The sequence below is a fragment of the Paraburkholderia gardini genome (assembly GCF_907164575.1).
Taxonomy (GTDB): Bacteria; Pseudomonadota; Gammaproteobacteria; order Burkholderiales; family Burkholderiaceae; genus Paraburkholderia; species Paraburkholderia gardini.
In genome coordinates, this window is the sequence record NZ_CAJQYY010000028.1 from 1 (window position 1) to 24412 (window position 24412).

At 63.4% G+C, this 24412-nt stretch carries 21 protein-coding genes and 1 pseudogene; 10 read left to right on the forward strand and 12 right to left on the reverse strand.

Features of this window, described 5'->3' with window-relative positions; genetic code table 11:
* Positions 1–357, reverse strand: a pseudogene (locus LPA34_RS21175) (hypothetical protein); the annotation flags it as partial.
* A 121-nt stretch (positions 358–478) separates the two neighbouring features.
* Here LPA34_RS21175 and purT point away from each other — a divergent pair.
* The 6 genes from purT (at position 479) to LPA34_RS21205 (ending at position 7678) form a co-directional block, all read left to right on the forward strand.
* Positions 479–1693 carry a formate-dependent phosphoribosylglycinamide formyltransferase gene (gene purT / locus LPA34_RS21180; protein ID WP_228981862.1) on the forward strand — a complete coding sequence of 405 codons (1215 nt, stop codon included), beginning with the start codon at positions 479–481 and terminating at the stop codon, positions 1691–1693.
* A 165-nt stretch (positions 1694–1858) separates the two neighbouring features.
* Positions 1859–2026 carry a DUF6726 family protein gene (locus LPA34_RS27005; RefSeq protein WP_324251765.1) on the forward strand — a complete coding sequence of 56 codons (168 nt, stop codon included), beginning with the start codon at positions 1859–1861 and terminating at the stop codon, positions 2024–2026.
* Between the two features lie 101 nt (positions 2027–2127).
* Positions 2128–2448 (forward strand): MliC family protein, encoded by a 321-nt coding sequence (locus LPA34_RS21190; protein ID WP_228982081.1) that lies wholly within the window; start codon positions 2128–2130, stop codon positions 2446–2448.
* Between the two features lie 269 nt (positions 2449–2717).
* The gene (locus LPA34_RS21195; protein ID WP_228981863.1) at positions 2718–4370 is read left to right on the forward strand and encodes an acetolactate synthase large subunit; all 1653 of its coding nucleotides are present in this window, start codon (positions 2718–2720) and stop codon (positions 4368–4370) included.
* Between the two features lie 49 nt (positions 4371–4419).
* Positions 4420–5856 (forward strand): aldehyde dehydrogenase family protein, encoded by a 1437-nt coding sequence (locus LPA34_RS21200; RefSeq protein ID WP_228981877.1) that lies wholly within the window; start codon positions 4420–4422, stop codon positions 5854–5856.
* A gap of 367 nt (positions 5857–6223) precedes the next feature.
* On the forward strand, positions 6224–7678 hold the full coding sequence (locus LPA34_RS21205; RefSeq protein WP_228981879.1) for a DEAD/DEAH box helicase: 1455 nt from the start codon (positions 6224–6226) through the stop codon (positions 7676–7678).
* A 124-nt stretch (positions 7679–7802) separates the two neighbouring features.
* Here the strand turns inward: LPA34_RS21205 and gluQRS are convergent, their stop codons facing one another.
* Both gluQRS and LPA34_RS21215 read right to left on the reverse strand, forming a co-directional pair.
* Positions 7803–8750, reverse strand: coding sequence for a tRNA glutamyl-Q(34) synthetase GluQRS (gene gluQRS, locus LPA34_RS21210; RefSeq protein ID WP_228981881.1), 948 nt, complete (start codon positions 8748–8750; stop codon positions 7803–7805).
* Positions 8751–8758: 8 nt separating this feature from the next.
* Positions 8759–9622, reverse strand: a complete 864-nt coding sequence (locus tag LPA34_RS21215) for a sulfurtransferase (RefSeq protein ID WP_228981883.1) — start codon at positions 9620–9622, stop codon at positions 8759–8761.
* 323 nt (positions 9623–9945) lie between these two features.
* Here LPA34_RS21215 and dnaE point away from each other — a divergent pair, with 323 nt between their 5' ends.
* Entirely contained in the window at positions 9946–13515 is a 3570-nt protein-coding gene (gene dnaE, locus LPA34_RS21220) for a DNA polymerase III subunit alpha (protein ID WP_228981886.1), read from the forward strand.
* Positions 13515–14648 carry a glycosyltransferase family 4 protein gene (locus LPA34_RS21225; RefSeq protein ID WP_267478876.1) on the forward strand — a complete coding sequence of 378 codons (1134 nt, stop codon included), beginning with the start codon at positions 13515–13517 and terminating at the stop codon, positions 14646–14648. Before dnaE ends, LPA34_RS21225 begins: the two co-directional genes overlap by 1 nt.
* Before the next feature lie 12 nt (positions 14649–14660).
* On the opposite strand, the gene LPA34_RS21230 is transcribed toward LPA34_RS21225, so the two are convergent.
* Positions 14661–15425, reverse strand: a complete 765-nt coding sequence (locus LPA34_RS21230) for a glycosyltransferase family 2 protein (protein ID WP_228981892.1) — start codon at positions 15423–15425, stop codon at positions 14661–14663.
* A gap of 107 nt (positions 15426–15532) precedes the next feature.
* Entirely contained in the window at positions 15533–16528 is a 996-nt protein-coding gene (locus LPA34_RS21235; RefSeq protein WP_228981895.1) for a glycosyltransferase family 2 protein, read from the reverse strand.
* A gap of 148 nt (positions 16529–16676) precedes the next feature.
* Here LPA34_RS21235 and LPA34_RS21240 point away from each other — a divergent pair, with 148 nt between their 5' ends.
* Positions 16677–17957: an O-antigen ligase family protein gene (locus LPA34_RS21240; RefSeq protein WP_228981897.1), complete on the forward strand. Its 1281-nt coding sequence runs from the start codon at positions 16677–16679 to the stop codon at positions 17955–17957.
* Between the two features lie 72 nt (positions 17958–18029).
* Complete coding sequence (gene msbA / locus LPA34_RS21245; protein WP_228981899.1) at positions 18030–19814, forward strand: lipid A export permease/ATP-binding protein MsbA; 1785 nt, start codon at positions 18030–18032, stop codon at positions 19812–19814.
* A 114-nt stretch (positions 19815–19928) separates the two neighbouring features.
* On the opposite strand, the gene LPA34_RS21250 is transcribed toward msbA, so the two are convergent.
* From LPA34_RS21250 to rsfS, 7 genes are all read right to left on the reverse strand, one after another.
* The gene (locus LPA34_RS21250) at positions 19929–20243 is read right to left on the reverse strand and encodes a hypothetical protein (RefSeq protein WP_228981901.1); all 315 of its coding nucleotides are present in this window, start codon (positions 20241–20243) and stop codon (positions 19929–19931) included.
* Positions 20244–20322: 79 nt separating this feature from the next.
* Positions 20323–20493 carry a hypothetical protein gene (locus LPA34_RS21255; protein WP_228981903.1) on the reverse strand — a complete coding sequence of 57 codons (171 nt, stop codon included), beginning with the start codon at positions 20491–20493 and terminating at the stop codon, positions 20323–20325.
* 161 nt (positions 20494–20654) lie between these two features.
* Entirely contained in the window at positions 20655–20939 is a 285-nt protein-coding gene (locus LPA34_RS21260; RefSeq protein WP_228981905.1) for a hypothetical protein, read from the reverse strand.
* Positions 20940–21241: 302 nt separating this feature from the next.
* On the reverse strand, positions 21242–22711 hold the full coding sequence (gene rng, locus LPA34_RS21265) for a ribonuclease G (RefSeq protein WP_228981907.1): 1470 nt from the start codon (positions 22709–22711) through the stop codon (positions 21242–21244).
* 9 nt (positions 22712–22720) lie between these two features.
* A complete protein-coding gene (locus LPA34_RS21270) occupies positions 22721–23350 on the reverse strand; it encodes a Maf family protein (RefSeq protein WP_228981911.1) in 630 nt (209 codons plus the stop codon).
* Positions 23351–23466: 116 nt separating this feature from the next.
* The gene (gene rlmH, locus LPA34_RS21275; RefSeq protein ID WP_228981914.1) at positions 23467–23937 is read right to left on the reverse strand and encodes a 23S rRNA (pseudouridine(1915)-N(3))-methyltransferase RlmH; all 471 of its coding nucleotides are present in this window, start codon (positions 23935–23937) and stop codon (positions 23467–23469) included.
* Between the two features lie 19 nt (positions 23938–23956).
* The gene (gene rsfS, locus LPA34_RS21280) at positions 23957–24409 is read right to left on the reverse strand and encodes a ribosome silencing factor (protein ID WP_228981916.1); all 453 of its coding nucleotides are present in this window, start codon (positions 24407–24409) and stop codon (positions 23957–23959) included.
* Between the last annotated feature and the right edge of the window lie 3 nt (positions 24410–24412).

Genomic DNA, 24412 nt, shown 5'->3' on the forward strand with positions numbered 1-24412 from the left:
TCGGGGGCGGGTGCGGGGCCCGGGGGTGGCGCGGGGCGCCAGGGGGCCAACGGCGCCGTCCGCCTGCTTCCAGCTGGTCAGCTCCCACGTGGTGTCGTCGAGCAGCTGGGTGGCGGCCGGATTGAACGGATCGGGCGCTTCGGCGGAGGCGTCGGTATGCACGGGAAGCGAGCAGGCGGTGACAAGGCCGGTGAGGCAGAGGGCGGCCAGTGGCGCGCGCCACGGCGAACCGGACGCGGCGCGGGCGATGGCGCCGAAAACACGGAGACCGCGAAGGCCACGAAAGGAAGCACGAACGCGGGCATGCAGCGGGGCGACGGAAAGCGCGGGATGTCGCGTGAAGGACCGGAGGGCCATGACGTCGTTCCTCTTCAAAACTGACGAAGGCGTAAGGGTAACGCACTCGGCAGGCCGCGCGCGAGCGCATGTTAACATCGCTCGTTCTCTTTTCATCCACCGATTTCTCTCTGGAGACCTCATGCAGATCGGTCAACGGATCGGCACACCGCTGTCGACATCCGCAACGCGCGTCATGCTGCTCGGCGCAGGCGAACTGGGCAAGGAAGTGATCATCGCGCTGCAGCGCCTGGGCGTCGAAGTGATCGCCGTCGACCGTTACGCCGATGCGCCCGGACATCAGGTCGCGCACCGCGCGCACGTGATCGACATGACGGACGGCGCCGCGTTGCGCGCGCTCGTCGAGCAGGAAAAACCGCATCTGATCGTGCCGGAAATCGAGGCCATCGCCACCGATGCGCTCGCCACGATCGAAACCGACGGCCTCGCCGTCGTGATTCCGACCGCGCGTGCAACGCAACTGACCATGAACCGCGAAGGCATCCGTCGTCTCGCCGCTGAAGAACTCGGCCTTGCCACCTCGCCCTATGCCTTCGCCGATTCGCTCGACGAACTGAAGGCGGGCATCGCCAAGGTCGGTTACCCGTGCGTCGTGAAGCCGGTGATGTCGTCGTCGGGCAAGGGACAGTCGGTGCTCAGAAGCGACGCCGACGTCGAACCGGCCTGGCAGTATGCGCAGGCGGGCGGCCGGGTGAAGGGCGGGCGCGTGATCGTCGAGGGCTTCATCAACTTCGATTACGAGATCACGTTGCTGACCGTGCGCGCGACCGATCCGGCGACGAGCGAAACCAGCACGTACTTCTGCGATCCGATCGGCCACGTGCAGGTGGCGGGCGACTACGTCGAATCGTGGCAGCCGCAGCCGATGAGCCCGGTCGCGCTGCGGCGCTCGCGCGAAATCGCGCACGAAGTGACGACGGCGCTGGGCGGGCGCGGCCTCTTCGGCGTGGAACTTTTTGTCGCTGGCGACGACGTATGGTTTTCGGAAGTGAGTCCGCGTCCGCACGACACGGGTCTCGTCACGCTGTGCTCGCAACGCTTTTCCGAGTTCGAACTGCACGCGCGTGCGATTCTCGGTTTGCCGGTGGATACGTCGCTGCGGGAGCCGGGCGCGTCGGCGGTGATTTACGGCGGCCTCGAGGAAACGGGCATCGCGTTCGAAGGCGTCGCAGAAGCGCTGACCGTGCCGAACGCGGATCTGCGTCTGTTCGGCAAGCCGGAGAGTTTCACGAAGCGCCGCATGGGCGTGGCGCTCGCGACCGGCGCCACGACCGACGAAGCGCGTGTGCGCGCAAAGCAGGCCGCGGCGGCCGTGCGGCCGGTGTCGGCGAAATAGTTGCACATACGGCGCGGACGCCCGCGCCAGCAGGTGAATCGGGAGAGACCGGTAATGAAGCGCTCGACTCTGTTGCATGCCGCGAAGGCCGATGGTCACGCGGCGCGTCGAACGGATGACGTGGCGGGTGCGGACATCGACTTTCATCCGCGGCGAGGGCGAGGCATGCTGATGCGCTCGTGCGTGCTGATGGCGCTGTGCGCGGGGCTCACCGGCTGCGGCCTCGCCGCTGCGCCGTGCCGGATCGCATCGGCGGGCCTGAAGATCGTGCCGGTGGTCGGTCACGTCGCCGCCGCGCCCACCGACGCATGCGCCGACGTGATCGATCCATGACGCGCGCATGCGGCACCGTGGATCGCAATCTGGCATCTGACCTGAGGCATTCGATGAAAACAGGATTCGTGGTTGCGTCGGCGATATCCGGCGCGATCGTCATGTGCAATGCCGCGTCGGCTGAACCGTTTCGTCTCCCGGACACCCAGGCGAAGAGCCGTCATACGAGTCAATACACCTGCGCGACCGGCAGGATCCTGCAGGTCACGTACTGGAACGCTGTCAACGGCCAGAGCTTCGCGCTGGTGCCTGTCAAGGGGCAACAGATGTTGTTCGTCAACACCCTGTCCGCCTCGGGCGTGAAGTACCAGGCGGGCAGCTATACATGGTGGACCAGGGGGCCGCGCGCCGAACTCTACGACGCAACGAACGGCGAGAATGCGCCGCCCATCCTGTCCGACTGCGTGACGATCGTCCGCTAGTGCTGGCGTCGTTTCGTCCGCCTGGCCGCGCTTCGCGCTGCCTTGCTGCATCCATTTCGCGCGGATCCTTCCAGCGTCATCGTTTCATTCTGGATGGCGCTACCCGCCCGCGCGCATCTTTCGTCCGCCGGGAGTAAGCTGTCTGACTCGCGCCCGAACCTGCTGCCGGTCTTCACGGCGCGTGACATCGTTTTCGGCCTGAACCGTCCGTTCCGGATCACATCGCGCAGGCCGTGTGCCCGCGCCCGTTCGTCAAGCGAGACTCTCAAATGAAAGCTTCGGATCTGTTCGTCAAGTCGCTGGAAGCTGAAGGTGTCGAGTACGTGTTCGGCATCCCCGGCGAGGAAAACCTCGATCTCCTCGAATCGCTGCGTCGCTCGAAAATCCGTCTGATCCTCACGCGCCACGAGCAGGCTGCTGGCTTCATGGCGGCGACCTATGGGCGCCTCACCGGCCGCACCGGCGTCTGTCTCGCGACGCTCGGCCCGGGCGCGACCAACTTCGTGACGGCGGCGGCCTACGCGCAGCTGGGCGGCATGCCGATGCTGATGGTCACCGGACAGAAGCCGATCAAGTCGAGCAAGCAGGGCCATTTCCAGATCGTCGACGTCGTGCGGATGATGGAGCCGCTCACCAAGTACACGCGGCAGATCGTGTCGATCGCGAATATTCCGGCGTCGGTGCGCGAGGCGTTCCGTCAGGCCGAGGAAGAGCGGCCAGGCGCCACGCATCTGGAGTTGCCCGAGGACGTCGCGCACGAAGAGGGCGACGGCAAGCCGATTCCAAAGAGTTTCAGCCGCCGGCCCGTCGCCGAGGAAAAGGCGGTCGCGCGTGCGGTCGAGGCGATCACGAAGGCGCAGCATCCGTTGCTGATGATCGGCGCCGGCGGCAACCGCAAGACCACGACGAAGATGCTGCGTGAATTCGTCGACCAGATCGGCATTCCGTTCTTCACGACGCAGATGGGCAAGGGCGTGATCGACGAATCGCATCCAATGTGGCTCGGCAACGCGACGCTCTCCGACGGCGACTTCGTCCACCGTGCGATCGATCACGCCGACTGCATCATCAACGTCGGCCACGATGTGATCGAGAAGCCGCCCTTCTTCATGCGCAGCGGCGAAGCCGGCGAGAAGACCGTGATTCACGTGAATTTTCTCGGTGCCGAGGTCGATACCGTGTATTTCCCGCAGATCGAAGTGGTGGGCGATATCGCGAACGCCGTGTGGCAACTGAAGGAAAGCCTGAAGTCGCGTCAGGAGCACTGGGACTTCACGCGCTTCAAGGAGATCAAGCAACATTTCGAGGCGCATCTCGTGAAAGGGCAGCTCGACGACCGCTTTCCGATGTATCCGGTGCGCATCGTCAACGACGTGTACGAGACCACGCCTGTCGACGGCATCGTGTGTCTGGATAACGGCATGTACAAGATCTGGTTCGCGCGCTACTACCGTGCGCACGAACCGAATTCGCTGCTGCTCGACAACGCGCTCGCCTCGATGGGCGCGGGGCTGCCGTCCGCCATCGCGACGAAAATCGTGCATCCGGACCGCAAGGTAATGGCCGTGTGCGGCGACGGCGGCTTCATGATGAACTCGCAGGAGCTCGAAACAGCGGTGCGGCTCAAGCTCGATCTCGTGATCCTGATCCTGCGCGACGACGCGTTCGGCATGATCCGCTGGAAGCAGGAGAACATGAACTTCCCCGATTACGGCATGACGCTGCGCAACCCCGATTTCGTCGACTACGCGAAGAGTTACGGCGCGCAGGGGCACCGGATCGAGGCCGCGTCCGAATTCGCGCCGCTCCTGCGCGAATGCTTCGCGACGCCGGGCGTGCACGTGGTCGATCTGCCGATCGACTACTCGGATAACGAACGCGTGCTCAATCGCGAGATCAAACGGCTGAGCGCGCAGATTTGAGACTGCTGCGGGCGCATTGCACACTGCATCGTTGAAGGGAGAACGCGACATGTTGAAGAAGTCCTACCCGTACTACCTCGCGAACGAACCGGTCGCGGCGAACACGGATCTCGAAGTCACCGACAAGTTCAGCGGCGAAGTGGCGACGCGCGTCGCGCTCGCCGACGCGAAAGCCATCGACAAGGCGATCGGCGCCGCCGTCGACGTGATGCCCGCGATGCGCGACTTTCCGCCGTTCAAGCGTCAGGCCGTGCTCGAGCATTGCGTGGCCCGCTTTCGCGAGCGCTACGACGAACTGGCGATGGCGCTGTGCATCGAAGCGGGCAAGCCGATCAACGATGCGCGCGGCGAGGTGACGCGCCTGATCGACACGTTCAAGGTGGCGGCGGAAGAGTCGGTGCGCATCGACGGCGAGATCATCAATCTCGAGATTTCGCCGCGCGCGAAGGGTTATCACGGCTACACGAAGCGCGTGCCGATCGGGCCGTGCTCGTTCATCTCGCCGTTCAATTTCCCGCTCAACCTGGCGGCGCACAAGGTCGCACCCGGGCTCGCCGCGGGCGTGCCGTTCGTGCTGAAACCGGCGAGCCGCACGCCGGTCGGCGCGCTCATCATCGGCGAGGTTCTCGCGGAAACCGATCTGCCGAAGGGCGCGTTCTCGATCCTGCCCGCGCATCGCGACGGCGCCGATCTCTTCACCACTGACGAGCGCTTCAGGCTGCTGTCGTTCACCGGCTCGCCGGCGGTCGGCTGGGACCTGAAGAAGAAGGCCGGCAAGAAAAAGGTGATCCTGGAACTGGGTGGCAACGCGGCGGCGATCGTCGACGGCGACCAGCGCGACAAGCTCGATTACGTCGTCGACCGTCTCGCGTTCGGCGCGTTCTACCAGTCGGGGCAGAGCTGCATCGGCGTGCAGCGCATCCTGATTCATACGGATATCTACGACGCCCTGCGCGAAAAACTGATCGCGAAAACGAAGTCGCTGAAAATGGGCGACCCGAAGGACGAAAAGACGTTCGTCGGCCCGATGATCTCGGAATCGGAGTCGAACCGGCTGGCCGGCTGGATGGAAGCGGCGGTGCTGGCGGGCGCGAAGATCGTCGCGGGCGGCAAGGTGGACGGCGCGATGTTCGAAGCCACGCTGCTCGAAAACGTGCATCGCGATCAGGATCTGTACCGCAAGGAAGCGTTCGGGCCGGTCGCGATTCTGGAGCGCTTCGAGCAGTTCGACGACGCGCTCGCGACCGTCAACGACAGCGACTTCGGCCTGCAGGCGGGCGTTTTCACCGATTCGCTCGCGCATGCGCATCGCGCGTGGGACACGCTCGACGTGGGCGGCGTCGTGATCAACGACGTGCCGTCGTTTCGCGTCGACAACATGCCGTACGGGGGCGTCAAGGATTCGGGCCTCGGGCGCGAGGGCATCCGCTACGCGATCGAGGACATGACCGAAATCCGCCTCATGGTGATGCGCGAGACGTGGTGAGCGGGTGGTTCTTCTGGCCGGTTCTGCCCGCGCCTTCGCGACGATGCGCGGGCGTCACGCAACTGTCGTCTGAACGCGGTACGCTCGACGCGCCGGGATCTGTCCCCGGCGCCGGGCGAGATCGGTGCCATGCCTGTCGGGCGGGGCAGAGCAGAAAGGCGGCAGGTGCGCCATGAGTGTTTTTGCTGAAGTGCTACAATACCGCCCTTTCCGGCGGATGTTTCCGTCGGCCGGAGCCGGCCGCATTCTTTCTCCTGTTTCTTCGGGTCCCGTGCGGCATGCCGTGGCTCCGCCTTCATCCTGATGTCCTCTGCGGCTTTGCCCGCTGCCACGCTTAGCCGCAGGCGCATTTTTAGCGAAAGCCACCATGTCCGACACAGACGTCACGCCCAGTACCGATACACCGACCTTCGACCAGTTCGGCCTTCACGCCGATATCCTGAAGGCCATCACGGACTCGGGCTACACGACGCCGACGCCGATCCAGGCGCAAGCCATTCCAGTTGTACTCGCGGGCCGCGACGTGATGGGCGCCGCGCAGACGGGAACCGGCAAGACCGCGAGCTTCTCGCTGCCGATCATCCAGCGTCTGTTGCCGCAGGCCAGCACGAGCGCCTCGCCCGCACGCCATCCGGTGCGCGCGCTGATTCTCACGCCGACGCGCGAACTCGCCGACCAGGTTGCCGCGAACGTGCATGCGTACGCGAAGCACACGTCGCTGCGCAGCGCGGTGGTGTTCGGTGGCGTCGACATGAACCCGCAGTCGGCCGAATTGCGGCGCGGCGTGGAAATCCTGATCGCGACGCCGGGGCGCCTGCTCGACCACGTCCAGCAAAAGACGGCCAACCTCGGCCAGGTCCAGATGCTCGTGCTCGACGAAGCCGACCGCATGCTCGACATGGGCTTCCTGCCCGACCTGCAACGCATCCTGAACCTGCTGCCGAAGGAGCGCCAGACGCTGCTGTTCTCGGCCACGTTCTCCGGCGAAATCAAGAAGCTGGCCGCGACGTATCTGCGCAATCCGCAGACGATCGAAGTCGCGCGCAGCAATTCGACGGCGACGAATGTGACGCAGGTCGTTTACGAAGTGGCGGAAGGCGACAAGACCGGCGCGGTGGTGAAGCTGATCCGCGATCGCGGCCTGAAGCAGGTGCTCGTGTTCTGTAACAGCAAGATCGGGGCGAGCCGTCTTGCGCGCTCGCTCGAACGCGATGGCGTGGTGGCGACCGCGATTCACGGCGACCGCACGCAGAACGAGCGGATGCAGGCGCTCGAGGCGTTCAAGCGCGGTGAAATCGAAGCGCTGGTGGCCACCGACGTGGCCGCGCGCGGTCTCGACATCGTGGAACTGCCGGCCGTGATCAACTTCGATCTGCCGTGGAATCCGGAAGATTACGTTCACCGTATCGGCCGTACTGGCCGCGCGGGCGCCTCGGGCGACGCCCTGTCGCTGTGCAGCCCGAACGAGCGCAAGCAACTGGCCGATATCGAGAAGCTGATCAAGCGTCCGCTCGAAGTACAGCCTCTGCACGTCGACGTGCCCGTGCGTCATCATCATGAAGAGCGCGGCGCCCGTCGCGAGCGCGACGAACGTCCGGCGCGTCGCCGCACGACAGGCGGTTCGGGTACGTTCGACCGTCCGCATCATCATCGCCACGCGGCGGCGCCCGTCGACGATTTCTTCCTCAAACCCTACGAACCGTCGCCCTCCACGAAGAATCCGGAAGAGCCCGCGTCTTCGCCGCAAAAGCCCGCTTCGCGGCAACCGCTTGCTGCGTTGCTCGGCGGTTTCGGCATGCCGCGCAAGACCACATCGACCTGAATCGTTCGGCTCGATCATTGATCTTCGAGCCGGCGTTCGTGGTTTTCCTGTCTGGCTGAACCTGAACGCGCACCGCACCCATGCATGGGTCACGCGCCGCGATGTTCGGGATGTTGTCGCCCGTTCAGGTTTGTTCGCGCGTTTCGAGCTGCGCAAGGCGCTCGGACCATGCCCTGGTGGCATTCCTGTAGAACGTGCCCAGCGATTCGCTTCGCACGTTGTTTCCCATATCGAGACCGAGATGCGCCGCTGCTGCGTGTAGCGCGGCCAGCGGATTGTCCGTGTCGAGCGCGATCGCGCCGGTCTGCTTGCTCAGCTTTTCGCCCAGTTCGTTCGTGACGACCGGAACATGCAGGTACGAGGGCGTCGCGGCGCCCATGCAACGTTGCAGGTAGATCTGGCGCGCGGTCGAATCCAGCAGGTCCGCGCCGCGCACGACGTGGGTGATGCCCGCATCCGCATCGTCCGTGACCACGGCCAGTTGATAGGCCCACTGGCCGTCCGCCCGTTTCAGCACGAAATCACCGACTTCCGTCGCCAGGTTCTGGGTTTGCAGACCTTGCCAGGCATCGTTGAAGGTGATGATGGCCGCATCGCCATCCGGCACCCTCAGGCGCCACGCGCGGGCCGGCTTGCCGTGCAGGCCGTCGCGGCATGTGCCGGGATACGCGAGCGTTGTGTGCCGCGCATGCGCGTGAAGCAGCGAATCCGCGATTTCCCTGCGCGTGCAGCCACACGGATAGACGAAGCCGCCATCTTCGAGCTGCGCGAACACCTGCTGGTAGCGTTCGGACCGCTCGCTTTGCCACACCGGTGGTTCATCCGCGTGCATGCCGAAGCGGGCGAGGGTAGCGAGGATATCCTGCGCGGCGCCAGGGACGGTACGCGGCGCGTCGACATCCTCGATTCTGACGAGCCACGTGCCACCATGCGCACGGGCGTCGAGCCAGCTGGCGAGCGCGCTCACGAGCGAGCCGAAATGCAGCGGGCCGGTGGGTGACGGGGCGAAGCGCCCCCGGCAGGCAGGGGGCGCCCCGGTGCCAGTTGCAGGGGCCTCGGCGGGCGCCGTCATTTGCGTGACTACGCAGCCTGTGCGCGATTCCTTTCGGGATGGCATTCAGGACAGGTTTTCCCGGGCGTGTACAGCGGTGACTTCTGCGCTTCCGCGCTGACGACCGCGCGGCAACCGAAGCACTGCGCCGTTGCAGTCGGTTCAAGTTGTGGATTGAGGGCCGTGCGGTAGTCGAATACGAAGCACTCGCCATGGTAGTGCGCGCCGCCGACTTCCTCGAAATACTTCAGGATGCCGCCTTCGAGCTGATAGACGTTATCGATTCCGACTTCCTTCATGTGGATCGCGGCCTTCTCGCAGCGAATTCCGCCTGTGCAGAACGACACGACGGTCTTGCCTTCGAGATCCGCGCGGTTCTGTTCGATGACTTCCGGGAATTCGCTGAACTTCGTGATGCGGTAATCGAGCGCGTTATCGAACGTGCCGACGTCGACTTCGAACGCGTTGCGCGTGTCCAGCATCACGACCGGGCGGCCCGCGTCGTCATGACCGCGGTCGAGCCACGTTTTAAGCGTGGGTGCATCGACGAACGGCGCACGGCCGAGTTCCGGGCGGATGGCCGGTTTCTTCATCGTGATGATCTCGCGCTTGAGCTTGACCAGCATGCGGCGAAACGGCTGCTTTTCAGAAACGCTTTCCTTGAACTGCAGGCCCGCGAACCGGCCTTCGAACAGCGGATCGCGACGAAGATAGGCGATGAAGTCGCGCGCGGCTTCCGGCGTGCCGGCCACGAACAGGTTGATGCCTTCAGGCGCGAGCAGGATCGTGCCGCGCAGGCCGAGCGCATTGCAGCGGTCGGTGACGAGAGGGCGCCACGCGACGATGTCGTCCAGCGTCGCGAATTGATAGGCAGCGAGATTAACGATACTCATGATGGTCCAGCAGTAATGGGTGGCCGCTGGCGCTGAACGCGCATTCGCAGCGTAATTCGTACGATGCGGCCGATGCACGCCATGCGGCCACGGCAGGAAGTCTTGAATCCGTATTATCCCTCATCCCGCGATCGCGCCGGCAAGCTGGCCGGATGGCCAGTGATCGAACGCAACTTGCCGGGCTCGCGCCCGCCAAACCGGATACCGGAGACTTCGCCGCGAGGCGTCAAGACCCGCGTGGCGGCGCGCGTGCCGTCGTCACCCCTGGCCGGATGGCTGACGCGCCGGTTTTCGGCTCAAATGTTCGGGAGGGTGGAGTTACAATGTCGCCCATGTCAGATCCCCGCTTCGTTCATCTTCGCGTCCACTCCGAATTCTCGATTGCCGACGGCATCGTGCGCCTTGACGACATCGTCAAGGCCGCTGCCAGCGACGGTCAGGGCGCGCTCGCACTTACCGATCTCGGCAACGCGTTCGGTCTCGTTCGTTTCTACAAGGAAGCGCGTGGCAAAGGGGTCAAACCCATTGCCGGTTGCGACGTCTGGATCACGAATCCCGACGACCGAGACAAGCCTTCGCGGCTGCTGCTCCTCGTCAGGAACCGGCGGGGTTATCTGAACCTCTGCGAACTGCTTTCCAGGGCGTGGCTGACGAACCAGTATCGCGGTCGTGCCGAAGTCGAAGTCAGCTGGCTCGAATCGGGTCTGGGCGAAGGGCTGCTCGCGATCTCGGGCGCGCAGCAGGGCGACATCGGTCTTGCCCTCGCCGCGGGCAACGAGGAAGCCGCGAAGCGCAATGCGCAACGTTGGGCGAAACTGTTTCCGGGCGGCTTCTATATCGAGTTGCAGCGCTGCGGCCAGCCGGGTGGCGAAGCGTACGTGCAGCAGGCCGTCGCCATCGCGGCGGCGCTGAAACTGCCGGTCGTCGCCACGCATCCGTTGCAGTTCATGACGCCGGACGACTTTACCGCGCATGAGGCGCGTGTCTGTATTTCCGAAGGCGACATACTTGCCAATCCGCGCCGCCAGAAGCGCTTTACGACTGACCAGTATTTCCGTACGCAGGATGAGATGGCCGCGCTGTTCGCGGACATTCCGTCGGCGCTTGCGAATACCATCGAAATCGCGAAACGCTGCAATCTGACGCTCGAACTCGGCAAGCCGAAGCTACCCTTGTTCCCGACGCCTGATGGCATGTCGCTCGACGACTATCTCGTCCAGCTGTCCAAAGAAGGCCTCGAAAAGCGGCTCGAACAGCTGTATCCGGAACTCGCCGAACGCGAAGCCCAGCGCGACACGTATTTCCAGCGCCTCGAATTCGAGTGCGGCACGATCATCAAGATGGGCTTTCCGGGCTACTTCCTGATCGTTGCCGACTTCATCAACTGGGCGAAAAACAATGGCGTGCCGGTCGGCCCGGGGCGGGGCTCGGGCGCGGGGTCGCTGGTCGCGTACGCACTGGGCGTCACCGACCTCGATCCGCTGCGCTACAACCTGCTGTTCGAACGTTTCCTGAATCCGGAACGGGTATCGATGCCTGACTTCGATATCGACTTCTGTCAGGAAGGGCGCGACCGTGTCATCCAGTACGTGAAGCAGAAGTATGGCGCGGATGCGGTTTCGCAGATCGCGACCTTCGGCACGATGGCCGCGAAGGCCGCGGTGCGCGACATCGGCCGCGTGCTGGATCTGGGCTACATGTTCACGGACGGCATCGCCAAGCTGATTCCGTTCAAGCCTGGCAAGCACGTCACGATCGCCGACGCGATGAAGGAAGAGCCGCTTTTGCAGGAGCGCTTCGATAACGAAGACGAAGTGCGCCAGCTGCTCGAACTCGCGCAACGTGTGGAAGGCCTCACGCGTAACGTCGGCATGCACGCAGGCGGCGTGCTGATCGCACCTGGCAAGCTGACCGATTTCTGTCCGTTGTACACGCAGGGGGACGAGAGCGGCGTCGTGAGTCAGTACGACAAGGACGACGTCGAAGCCGTCGGCCTCGTGAAGTTCGACTTTCTGGGTCTCACCACGCTGACGATCCTCGACTGGGCCGAACGCTACATCCGCCGTCTCGACCCTTCGAAGCAGGACTGGTCGCTTGCGCAGGTGCCGCTCGACGACCCCGCGTCGTTCTCGATCCTGAAGAAGGCGAATACGGTTGCGGTGTTCCAGCTGGAAAGCCGCGGCATGCAGGGCATGCTGAAGGACGCGCAGCCTGACCGCTTCGAAGACATCATCGCGCTTGTGGCGCTGTACCGTCCGGGCCCGATGGACCTGATCCCGAGCTTCTGCGCGCGCAAGCACGGGCGCGAAGTCGTCGAGTATCCGGACCCGCGGGTCGAACCTGTTCTGAAAGAGACCTACGGCATCATGGTCTACCAGGAGCAGGTGATGCAGATGGCGCAGATCATCGGCGGCTATTCGCTGGGCGGCGCCGACCTGTTGCGTCGTGCGATGGGCAAGAAGAAGGCCGAGGAAATGGCCGAGCACCGCGCGTTGTTCCGCGAAGGTGCGGCGAAGAACGGCCTGACGGGTGAAAAGGCCGATGAAATCTTCGACTTGATGGAGAAATTCGCGGGCTACGGCTTCAACAAGTCGCACGCGGCGGCCTACGCGCTGCTCGCGTACTACACGGCGTGGCTGAAGGCGCATCATCCGGCGGAATTCATGGCGGCGAATATGTCGCTCGCCATGGACGACACCGACAAGGTCAAGATCCTGTTCGAAGACTGCATCTCGAACGGCATGAAGGTCTTGCCGCCGGATATCAACCAGTCGGCGTATCGGTTCGAACCGGTCGCCGAAGCCGACGGCAAGCGTTCGAAGACAATCCGCTATGGCCTGGGCGCGATCAAGGGCAGCGGTCAGAACGCGATCGAAGAAATCCTTCGTGCGCGTGATGACGGGCCGTTCATCGATATCTTCGATTTCTGCAACCGTATCGACCGTCGCATGGTGAACCGCCGCACGGTCGAGGCGCTGATACGCGCGGGTGCGTTCGATCTGCTGCATGACAACCGCGCGCAGCTGATCGCCTCGGTGTCGCTCGCCATGGAAGCGGCCGACCAGGCGAGCGCCAACGCGATGCAGGCGGGCCTCTTCGACATGGGCGACGAGCCTTCGCAAGGTCATGAACTTGTCGATGAGCCGGCGTGGGCGGAAAAGAAAAAGCTCCAGGAAGAAAAGGCTGCGCTCGGGTTTTATCTCTCGGGCCACCTGTTCGATGCGTACAAGGGCGAAGTGCGCCGCTTCGTGCGCCAGAAGATCGGCGAACTGAAGGAAGGGCGCGACAAGCTGGTGGCCGGCGTGATCGCGTCGATGCGCACGCAGATGACCCAGCGCGGCAAGATGCTGATCGCGCTGCTGGATGACGGCACGGGCCAGTGCGAAGTGACGGTATTCAACGAAACGTTTGAGGCGCACAAGCAGCTCTTCAAGGAAGACGAACTGCTGGTGGTGCAAGGGCAGGCGCGCAACGACGCGTTTACGGGCGGCATCCGCTTCACGGTCGACACCGTGATGGACCTCGAACGCGCGCGTAGCCGTTATGCGCAGGCGGTGAAAGTCGAAATGAACGGGAATGCGGACGCGATCGCGCTGCGTCGCGTGCTGGAAGCCTATTGCGCCGGCCCCGACGAGGCAGCGAAGGCCGCGCCGGTCGCCACACGCGGTGGCGGTGGTGGGCGTGGTGGTAATGGAGGCGGTGGCTATGGCGGCGACCGGCAGCGTACGCCTGTCCATATACCCAACGGCCTCGCCGTGCAGGTCGTCTATCGCAGCGAGCACGCGGAAGGCGAAGTGCGTCTGGGCGACGCCTGGCGCGTCAAGCCGACGGACGAACTCATCGCTGCGTTGCGCGGCGAGTTCGCGGGTAGTTCGATTGAGATTGTGTATTGATGGCGTCCGCCACGTCCGGCGTCGAACGCCATATCCACGGGCGGGATGTCCGTGATGGCGCGTCTGGCAGGGTCGGGCTGTCGTGCAACGCGTTTCGTCACAGCGGCGGCCTTGAACGGTATGCGATGGATCTCGTGCGCGGACTGAGCGCCGAAGGCGTCGAGCCGGTCGTATTCGCCCGCCGGTTCGACCACTCGCTGCCTGAATTCAGACTTGTCGAACCGCATCGGATTGCCGTGAACTGGCTTCCAGGCAAACTTCGCGATTACTACTTCTCGTGGAATCTGCGCCGCGCCAGGCGGGTAGAGAACGTCAACGTGCTGATCGGTTGCAATCGTGTGGATTCGTCGGAGATCGCGATTTGCGGTGGTACGCATCGCGGCTATCTTCGTGCATCTGGACGTCCGCTGAAGGCATTCGACCGTGCACAGATCGCCCTCGAGCAGAGGCAGTACGACCAGGCACAATTTGTCGTCGCGCATTCAAGATTGATGCGAGATGAACTGATCGAGCTTTACGGCGTAGCCGACCAGAAAATCCGTCTGCTGTATCCGCCGGTAGACACGCAACGCTTTACGCCGGTCGATCAGGCAACCCGCGCTGACCTGCGCCGGCGGTTTGGCTTTTCCGATGACGAAGTGGTACTGCTGTTTCCGTCCAGCAGCCACATGCGAAAAGGGCTGCCGCTGATCGAAGCCGCGTTGCACGAGACCAGCCTGCCCATCGTTGTCGCCGTGGCCGGGCGCGCACCGGAACGTACATCGTCGCGCATCCGGTTTATCGGTTACACAAAGAATATCGAGGACTGGTATCGGGCTGCCGACTACTCGATCCTCGCATCGAATTACGAACCGTTCGGTCTCGTCGGCGTCGAATCGGCGTTGTGTGGAACGCCGATCATCCTGTCTTCGAATGTCGGTTGCAGCGAGGTGTTGTCGGGCGACGCGAGCATCGTGTTCCTGCCGGGGGACCTCGACGGTTTGCGGCAGGCACTTGCGCAGGCCGTCGAAATGGCTGCCAGCGCGCACCGCATACCGCCGGGCCGGGCGTCGATCGGCTACGACCCGGGCGTCGCGCCTCACGTCGATGCGTTGCTCGATCTGGTCGCGCAGGTTCGGGTGCGGTCGCGCTGAAGTCCTGAAACTTCACGCGCCGTCACGTCGGCGATTCATCGTGTCCAGTTTCAGAAACCGGTAATAGACAGTCTCCGCATTGAAAACCGCGATCATGAAGCCCGCTCGACCATCCAGAAAGCCACGTCGCAGCACGTAAGTCCGCACGAAAGCCCACGCGCCGCGCGCGAGCGCCTTGCCGAAGCTGGCGCGTTGACCCGCCGTGTGGCGTTGTCTGGCGCCGGCGTCCGAATAGGCATCGAGCTTTCGCAGAACTGTTCCAAAATCCTCGTAAGAGTAGTGCAGCAGCTTGCCTTCCAGTCGCGCGGCCGCTGGTTCGAACACCAGCCGCTCGTGTACCAGGTCGTCGGAGAAGCGGGCGGCGTTGCGCCGGAAGAGACGCGGAATCCAGTCCGGATACCAGCCGCTGTGATGAACCCACTGTCCGCAGAAACTGGACAGCCGGTCGACGGCGTAAACATCGGCGGAAGGCGACCGGATCGCCGCGACGATCGACGCCCTGAGTTCCGGTGACACGATTTCGTCGGCATCGATAGACAGAATCCAGTCCGTCGAAAGCGCTGCCACCGCGCGATTCTTTTGCGGCCCGAAACCTGGCCAGTCAGTCGCGACGATCACGCGCGCATGATGGGCGCGGGCGATGGACGCCGTGTCATCCGTGCTGCCGCCATCCACGACGACGATATCATCGGCAAACGACAGCGCTTCGAGACATTGCGCGAGCCGTCCCGCTGCATTGTGCGTAATCAGGGCAACGCCGAGGGTGTTTTCCGCCATGGAGTCGGTGGGTGATCGTCAGGTAGCCAGATGAAGGAGAGTGCCGTCGCGAGTATAGCGGGCACGTCGAACGACGCGGACATTGTCGCGGCCAGCTCGCGTGGCGGCTAGCGGAGCAGATGCCATTTCACGAAGAAAAACGGCTTGTAAAGCGAGGGGCAGGTTGCATACATGAACATGCGCAGACGGAACCCGATCGACACGTCGCGACTGCGCAGCACGAGCGTGAGCCGCGTGAAAAGCGACGGGGTGTCGAAGACGCCGCTCGTATAACGTTCGCGCGCGGACTTGCGCGCGAGAAGCGTGCGCATGGCATCGCCCGAGCCGGCAAGTTCGGCGTCGTGGATCAACTGGCGTGTTTCGCCGAGCCCGTTGCGGTTCGCAAGCCTGATGCGGGCCACGTACGCTTCGGGCGACTTCCACTTGCGCTTGCGCGACAGTCCACCGCGGCGATACTGGACGAGCGGCTTGCGCAGCGTGAGGGCGCCGCCCGAAACAATCGCGCGAAACGTCATGATCTGGTCTTCACCGTAGATACCGGGTTCCATCCCGCCGAATACGTCGAAGAGGCGCCGCGACCACGTATGTGCCGCACCGACTACATGTGGACGGCGGCTTGCCCAGTCGTCGAAAGTTTTGTAAGAACCGAGATCGGTCACTTCGAGTACGTCGTGGACCTGACCTTCGACGTCGAGATCGCGGAGATCGGTGGCGATCAGGTCGGGCCGGCGGTCATGGGCTATCCACAGGTCGACCACGGCCTGGCATCGTTCGGGCAGCGAGATGTCGTCGCCCGCGGCGACAAACAGCAGCTGGCCGGTGCTGGCCCCGGCCAGCAGGCTCAGATGCGCGCTGATCCCGAGATTCGACGGATTGCGCCGCAGATGCACCGTGTGAGGGCCGGAATAGGCATCGATGCAGCGCCGGGCCACGTCGAAGGTGCGGTCCGTCGAGGCGTCGTCGGAGATGATGATTTCGAGCGGGGAGTACGTCTGGCTGAGCGCGCCTTCAATCGCCGCGGCGATCGTCTCTTCCTGGTTGTACGCGATCAGCAGAAAGCTCGCGCGCGGTGCGGGAAGTCCATCAGGTACGACTTTGACCATTGTAAAAATCTGAAAACTGGACGTTTGCGGAGCATAGCATTTCCGCTCCGGCCCCCGGTGCAAACTCGGAGAACCGCGGATCGGGACGCTATAATGCACCCACTTTTCTCAATAAAGATCCCGTTTTCTATGGCCCCTTCGTTGCGCTATGACAGCTAGCAGAATCATTTCCGTCGTCGCCGCTGTGCTGTTGTTTCTTGCGCCCGCAACCATGCTGACTTATCGGGGCGGAACCTCATTCTGCTTTGTGCTCCTCGTGCTCATCGGCATCGGCAAACTTGTCGCGATGCGGGGCGAGAGGGCGTACGTCGCCCCTGTGCAGCAATACCGGTTCTTTGCCTGGAGTATGGTCGCCTTCGCGATCGCGCTTCCATTGCAGCAGCTCGTTGAGCATTACTATCTTCCGCAGCAGTTCGACGCGATGTCCCGCTTCATCCTGAGCCTGCCGGTCTTCCTGCTGCTGTGCACGGTCTCGACGAGAAGCCTCGTCATGATCGGCTGGGGATGTGCCGCGGGTGCGCTGGGCGCGGGCGGCTGGGCGATCATCAGCGGCCTGCACACGACCTGGAGCGACACGCATCGCCTCGGCAACTATTTTACGAACCCGATTCCATTCGGAAACACGGCGCTGCTGCTCGGGTTCCTCGCGTTGCTGTCGATTCGCTGGGACACCTCGTATCGCCGGACGGCGATTGTCGTCAAGGCCGTCGCACTGCTGGCTGGATGCTACGCGTCGTATCTGTCTGGCACGCGAGGCGGCTGGCTCGCGCTGCCGCTGCTGGTGTGGCTGAGCGCGGCGAATTTCGGCTGGACCCGCCGTCGCATGCGTGTGCTCGCGATCTTCAGCGTGCTCGTCGTATGCGCCGCCGCGTTGTTGTCGACGCATGTGGTGCGGCAGCGGATGACCGACACGTCAACCGATTTTGCGAGGCTCGAACAGGGTGACGCCGATTCGTCGATTGGCCAGCGTCTGCAGTTGTGGCGCGCGTCAACGGTGCTTTTCGAACAGAATCCGGTATTCGGTGTGGGAAAGGGGCATTTCAAGCGCTCGCTGCAGGTGCTTGCCAATGCGGGACAGGCGTCGCAGACCATCGTGAACGACCGGGCTCACAGCGAGTTCTTTTCCACCATCGCGGAACTGGGCGTGATCGGCGTGGTGTGCCTTCTTCTCGTGTATTTCGGGCCGATGCTGTATTTTCTGAGGAACCGCAGATCGGCCGACAGCGTGGTCTCGACCGCCGCCTACTGCGGCCTTGCGACGACGGGTTCGGTCATCATTTTCGGTTTCAGCATCGACGTCTTTTCGCTGGTCATGAACGTGTCGCTAATTGCGTTACTGTGGGCGACCATGCTGGCCATCATCTATCGCGGTACGCGCGTCGAGGGAGTGCCGGCGCCGCAACCGGCGGAGATCGCCGCTGGCCGGTAACCGTGTAAATAGCACCGGTACGGTCGCGATCCGCCCCCACTCGCGAGCTCACAGGTAACAGAAGGGAAATTCTTGGAAACGCAGAACACACTACGGAAAACGGTAGGCGGCACTGAGCGGACCTCGTCGGCGGCAGTTTTGAGGCGCCTCTGGCCGTTTATCAAGCCGCTGATCGGGGCCGTGGTGCTCGCGGTCGCGACGATGGGCATTGTCGCGGCGACGGAAGCTGGCATTCCAGCGCTGCTGAAGCCGCTGCTCGACCACGGGTTCGGCGAGCACGGCAGTAACAGCGCGAAGTGGTTTGTCCCCGCTGCCGTCATCGGCCTCGCGCTCGTGCGCGGTCTCGCGCAATACGGGTCGGGCTATCTGCTTGCCTATGTATCGAACCGCATCCTGCTGCAGTTGCGGCTCGAAATGTTCGAACGCATGATTCACACGAGCGCTTCGTTTTTCCAGCGGGAAACAGCGAGCACGGTGATCAACGCGATCGTGTTCGAGGTCAACCAGATCCTGAACGTGCTGATGGGGGTCATGGTCACGCTGGTGCGCGACTCGCTGACGGTAATCTTCCTGCTGGGCTATCTGTTTTATCTGAACTGGCGTCTCACGTTGATCGTCGCGGTGATCCTGCCTGGTATCGGCTGGCTCGTCAGCAAGATCAACCGGCGTCTGCGACGGCTCAATCGCGAGCATCAGACGCTGACGAACGAACTGTCGTACATCGTCGAAGAAACGGTCGGCGGCTACAAGGTCGTCAAGGTGCATAACGGCGAGTCGTACGAAATCGACCGTTTCACGGCCATGAGCACACGCCTGAAAGGCTACGCGATGCGTATGTCCATTTCCGGCGGCCTCGCGCAGCCGCTCACGCAGTTTCTCGCGTCGATCGCACTCGCGATCGTGATCACGATCGCGGTGCTCCAGTCGGCGAGCGACCAGACGACGGTGGGCGGTTTCGTCGCGTTCGTCACCTCGATGTTGCTGGTCATTTCGCCGCTCAAACACCTGATCGACGTCAATCAACCGTTGCAGCGTGGCATGACCGCGGCAGAGCTGATCTTCGGCCTGATCGACGAGCCCGCCGAGCCGCAAGGCGGCGAGCGCAAGCTGAGCAACGCGCGCGGCGAAATCGAGTTCCGCGACGTGTCGTTCACCTACGGCGAAGTGGATCGTCCAACGCTGGACAACATCTCGTTCAAGGTCCGGCCAGGCGAAATGGTTGCGCTTGCAGGGCCGTCCGGCGGCGGCAAGACGACGCTCGTGAACCTGTTGCCGCGCTTCTTCGACCCGACGGGCGGCGCCATTCTGGTCGATGGTGTCCCGATTCCGGAATACGACCTCCACGATCTGCGCAGCCAGATGGCGATGGTCAGCCAGGAGGTCGTCCTGTTTAACGATACGATCGCGGCCAACGTGGCCTACGGTCTCGAGCCGGACCGCGCTCGCGTCGAAGCGGCGTTGCGTGCGGCGAATCTGATGGATGCGGTTTCGGTAATGCCTGCCGGGATGGATACGCTCGTCGGCGGCAATGGCATGCGGCTGTCGGGCGGTCAACGGCAGCGCCTCGCGATCGCGCGCGCAATCTACAAGAATGCCCCAATCCTGATTCTCGACGAAGCGACCTCCGCGCTCGATTCGGAATCGGAGCGTCATGTTCAGGCCGCGCTCGAGACGCTGATGAAGGGACGCACGACCCTTGTCATCGCTCACCGGCTGTCGACGATCGAACGCGCCGACCGGATTCTCGTACTCGAAGCCGGACAGATCGCGGAGCAGGGCAGCCACGAAGAATTGCTCACGAAGGGCGGTCTCTACGCGCATCTGCACCGCATCCAGTATCAGCAGCAGACAGCCTGAGCGGCCTGTTCAGGTCGGTTCAAGCCGCCATGGATGGCGGAACGGCGAGCCGGGCCGTGACGTCGCACACACGCCCGGCCGCAAAAACCTGCCGGGCACGCGCGAAGCGTGCCGTCACACCCCACCCGTCACCAGCGGCAACACCGACAGATCCGGATGCGTACCGTCGACGATACTGCGTCCCACGTGAATCGCCTCGGATAGCGCGTCCTGACTGGTCGCGAACGTTTCTTCCCCATCCGCGTGAAAGGGCACCGCGTGTCCTGGAATAACCGGATCGGCGCCCGGATGGCACACGTAGCCAACGTACGTATACGGTCCAGGCGGCCGGTGCGGCTCGCTTTCGTGCGGGTCTTTCGCAAATGGCGCCGCGTGAATCTCGAAGCCCTCGTACTCGACGACCTGCCAGGGTCCGTGTTCGTCGGACATATTCGTCTCCATTTGGGCCGCCGTTCGCGACGTGATGCGACGCGAGCCTTGCTGCTCTGATCCGGCCCGCGCCGCCGCGTCAATGCCGGTGGCGCATGCGATCCCACAGCCTGTGCGCGTCGAGCCAGGCGGGTGCGTGACGCACGTCGTGAAGCCCCCGATGTTCGCGCCGGTAGCGCGACGCACCCAGCAATACGGCGACGATAACCGCCACCAGTCCGACTATGATGCTGACCATCGATTCGGCCATGGCAGCCTCCGTCCAGAACACCCTCATACTGGAATTCTAGGTGATCCGCAGGGAAACGGACGACGCCCAGGCTACACCGGTCCTCGCCGCGCGATGAATTACGGCTTGATCACGCCCGGTTGCGTCAACAGGGTCGGGTTGTCTTCGAGACGCCAGCCTTGCTAGCTTTGACTGACGAGTTCGCCCGGAGTCTCGCGGTGCCTGGACAGGTCCATCGCTGCATCCGCGCATTGGGGAACGCCGGAGCGGACGAACTCTTCCAGCTGCAGCAGCAGGCTGTCGATCGAGCAGAGCTGGGTTCTGGAAAGATGTTCGGCGTCGAGCAGCCGATAGAGGCGCTGTCGCCAGTAGGCAGGCGGCAGAATCGGTCCGCCGAGGTCTCCATGCAACGATGGCCGCATCACGCGTGTGATATGCGCGATGTCCTGATCGATCAAGGTCATCATGTGTTGCCCCCGTGATGCTTCATTTATGCCGGTCAGTGACCTGGTTTTCTTTTATGTCTGAAGATTACTGTAGAACGGATTTCGCATTCTGCCAACTATCTCAATAAAAAACAGTACGGGATCACCCGGGCGCCGATGCACGAGGCATGCGGCACGATGGCAAACGGAGGGAGACTTGCAGGCGATGCAGGGCAATCTGCTTTGCCCAATTGGCACGATCGTGGCCAGACTGGCAAGCCGCGAGTGAACAGCAACCAGTCAAAGGGACTGCGCATGAAAACACGCGGCCCCTTCGGAGGCGATTACATCAGAACGATATCGTACTGTTCCTGACTCAGATTCGACTCCACCTGCAACGACACCGGCTTGCCGATAAAGTCGATCAGCATCGCCAGATGTTGCGATTCTTCTTCGAGAAAGAGATCGATCACCTGCTGCGAAGCGACGACGCGAAACTCGCGCGGATTGAACTGACGCGATTCGCGCAGAATCTCGCGCAGTACGTCGTAGCAGACTGTGCGCGGCGTCTTGACCTGGCCCTTGCCGAGACACACCGGGCACGGCTCGCACAGCACATGCGCGAGCGATTCGCGCGTGCGCTTGCGCGTCATTTCCACGAGGCCGAGCTGCGAGAAACCGTTCACGGTCACCCGTGTGCGATCGCGCGAGAGCGCCTTCTTCAGTTCGCCGAGCACCTGGTCACGATGCTCGAGGTTTTCCATGTCGATGAAGTCGATGATGATCACGCCACCCAGGTTGCGCAGACGCAGTTGCCGCGCGATCGTGTGCGCCGCTTCGAGGTTCGTCTTGAAGATCGTATCGTCGAAATTGCGCGCACCGACGTAGCCACCGGTGTTCACGTCGATGGTCGTCATCGCTTCGGTCTGGTCGATCACCAGATAGCCGCCCGATTTCAGATCGACGCGCCGTGACAGCGCACGCTGGATTTCCGTCTCGATGTTGTACAGATCGAAGAGCGGCCGCTCGCCGGTGTAGTGATGCAGCTTCGGCGATACCGCCGGCGTGAATTCGGCCGCGAACTCGGCAAGCATCTGGAACGTTTCGCGTGAATCGACCTGGATGCGCGATGTCTCATCGTTGACGAAGTCGCGCAGCACCCGTTGCGCGAGATTCAGGTCCTGATACAGCAGGCTCGTGGACGGCATGCGCTGACCTTGCGAGACGATCGTCGTCCATGTCTTGCGCAGGTACGCGACGTCGGCGGCGAGTTCTTCGCTGGTCGAATCTTCGGCGATGGTGCGCACGATGTAGCCGCCTTTCTCGTCGACGGGCAGCACGGCGGTGAGCCGCGCGCGGATCGCTTCGCGCTCGGCTTCGCTTTCGATTTTCTGCGAGATGCCGATATGCGGTTCCTGCGGCAGATAGACGAGCGTGCGGCCCGCGATGCTGACCTGCGTCGAAAGCCGCGCGCCCTTCGTGCCGATCGGATCCTTCACGACCTGCACCATCAGCGACTGGCCTTCGAACACGATCTTCTCGATCGGTTGATGCGGCGCCTGATGCTGCGGTTCGCCCGCAATGCGCGGATGCCAGATGTCGGCCACGTGAAGAAACGCCGCACGTTCGAGCCCGATATCGATGAAGGCGGACTGCATGCCCGGCAGCACGCGGACGACCTTGCCGAGATACACGTTGCCGACGCGGCCACGCGAGAGCGTGCGCTCGACATGAAGCTCCTGCACAGCGCCCTGCTGGACGAGCGCGACGCGCGTTTCCTGGGGCGTGACGTTAATCAGGATTTCTTCATTCATGGTCTTGTTCTAGAAGTCGATGCGCGCTGCGCGCAGGAGGGCAGCGGTTTCAAAAAGCGGCAAACCCATGATACCTGAATAGGACCCGTCGATATGCTCGATAAACTCCGCCGCGCGGCCCTGCACGCCGTAAGCGCCAGCCTTGCCGAGCGGCTCGCCGGTGGCGACGTAGCGCCGCAGCGCAGCGGCTTCGACGGCCGTGAAGCGCACGCGTGAAGTCGACAGCACGGCGGGCAGCAGCGTGCCGTCCGCGGCCACCACGGCGACGGCCGTCAGCACTTCGTGATCGCGTCCGGCAAGACGTGTGAGCATCGCAACGGCATCGTCGGCGCCGGCGGGTTTGCCGAGAATCGCGTCGTCGATGGTGACGGTTGTGTCCGCAACCAGAATCGGCGCGTTCGCATGACCGCTCGCGGCAAGCCGCGCGCGTGCCGCTCCGGCTTTCGCGACACACACACGCATCACGTAATGATGCGCGCGCTCGCCGGGCAGTTCGGCTTCGAGCGCTTCGGCGTCTTCATCGGGGCGAGGCAGCAACAGTTCGAAATGCACGCCAAGTTGCTGAAGCAGCTCCTGACGGCGCGGACTTTGCGAGGCGAGATAGACGAAGGGATAAGACGCAGCGGACGACGAAGTCATGAACGGATCTCGTGAAAGCGAATCGCTTGTGGCGCATACCGCGCGACCGGAGCGAAGCGGGATCGTCACATTGTGGGATCGAAATCGGGATCGTCGGCTTGTCGGTCGCCCGGCGCTCACGCGCGGTGATAGGGGTGATTCTGCGTGATGGTCCACGCGCGGTAAAGCTGTTCGGCGAGCAGCACGCGAACCATCGCATGCGGCAGCGTGAGGCTCGAGACGCGCAGCATCATGTCGGCGCGCGCCTTCAGTTCCGGATCGAGCCCGTCCGCGCCGCCGATCAGAAACGCGACGTCGCGCCCATCCTGCTGCCAGCCGGGCAGGGCCTCCGCCAGCTGCATCGTGGTCCAGTCGCGGCCGCGTTCGTCGAGTGCGACGATGCGCGCGTTCTTCGGCAACGCGGCTTCGATTTTCACGCGCTCGGCGGCCATCACGCTCCCGGCCGGACGGCCAGACGAGCGCTGCTCCGGCTTGATCTCGCGTAACTCGATGCGCAGCTCGGGTGGCATGCGCTTCGTGTACTCGTCGAAGCCGGTCGCGATCCAGTCGGGCATCTTGTGGCCGACGGCCAGGATATGCAGCTTCACCGCAGGCTCCTGCCAGCGCTCAGCGACGACGTGCCGGGGCCTTGCGTGCGGGCTTTGCCGCCGGCGCTTCGTCTTCTTCCTCGTCGTCGAGCGGTTCGCTTGCGCTCGCGCCGCCGAACGGATTCGGCGTCGACAGCTTGATGCGCACCGGCTTGTCGCCCCAGATTTCCTCGAGGTTGTAGTACTGGCGCAGCGCCGGTTGCAGGATGTGCACGACCGCGTCGCCGCAATCGACCAGCACCCATTCGCCGATATCCTCGCCTTCGGTGCTGATCACGTCGCCGCCATTTTCCTTGACCTTCTCACGCACGCTGGAGGCGAGCGATTTGGTCTGCCGGTTCGATGTGCCGCTCGCGACGATCACGCGGTCGAACAGCGAGGTCAGATGGCTGGTGTTGAACACCTTGATGTTTTGCGCTTTCACGTCTTCGAGGGCGTCGACGATCACGCGTTGCAGTTTGCGAATATCCATTGT